This is a genomic window from Janthinobacterium sp. BHSEK (assembly GCF_056174685.1).
This window is the reverse complement of record NZ_JBWBYV010000095.1, coordinates 1-782: the sequence shown is the minus strand read 5'-3', so window position 1 is coordinate 782 and position 782 is coordinate 1. Positions and strand designations below refer to the sequence as shown.

Annotated in this window: 2 protein-coding genes; both read left to right on the top strand. The window is 58.4% G+C overall.

Annotated features, from left to right (window positions below):
- Positions 1-333 (top strand): hypothetical protein (locus AC0V2Y_RS25825; protein WP_475418388.1); only part of this gene is annotated, 333 nt, incomplete at its 5' end.
- Positions 334-360: 27 nt separating this feature from the next.
- The coding region (locus tag AC0V2Y_RS25820) for a hypothetical protein (protein WP_475418387.1) at positions 361-782 on the top strand (422 nt) is incomplete at its 3' end.

Below are 782 nucleotides of genomic sequence, written 5' to 3'. Positions count from 1 at the left end.
AGGATGCCCTATGCCAGCCGCCACGGCTATGCGCAGGCATACGTCGCCGACACGGCCCGTTTCGTCAAGTTTCAGCAGCGCATGCTTTCTCATGGCAAAAAGCAGGGACACCTGCCCCATCTGCTGTTCAAGGAAACTGTCTGGGCCGGCCAGCACAAATTCAGCCGCACGGTGGCCGACTTCGAACAATACCTGGGCGGCATGGCGCCGATCGATCCGATCAGCCGGCTCGAACGCTTCAACGACGCGCATTTTCCGCAACCGTCGAATGAAGCATCGATACAGCAGAAACTGGCAGAGATGTTAGTGCATTACAACACCATACGTGCCTGACGCCCACCTCACCGGACAAGGACCAGCATGTTTAAGGAAGACGGAGCAGATATTGTTTTTGTGGTGGGCACGCCAGGCTCGAAGTGGAGCGCCATCGCCCATGCGCTGATGTATGCCAACGGCGTCAATCGTTCGGACATGCGCTTGCAGCGCAGCCATGAGGGGGAAAGTCGCACTTTGCATTTCGGAAATTATTTCGGTCCAGGGATGGAGTACGGGCGCCAGTTCGACAACCTTGGCAGCATGAGCAAGACGGAACTCCTGGACGAATTCGCCGGCCCCTATGCCGCTGCCGGCGGCACCAAGCTCTTGAAAAGCCATCTGTTTGCCCGGCATTTGCCGTGGCTGAAACACACTTTTCCTGCAGCGCGCTTTCTGCTGGTGCACCGCCCTGACCACGCATGCCTGGCATGGTGGGAGGCGGCCGGCGGTTTCAGCATCTCCTATCC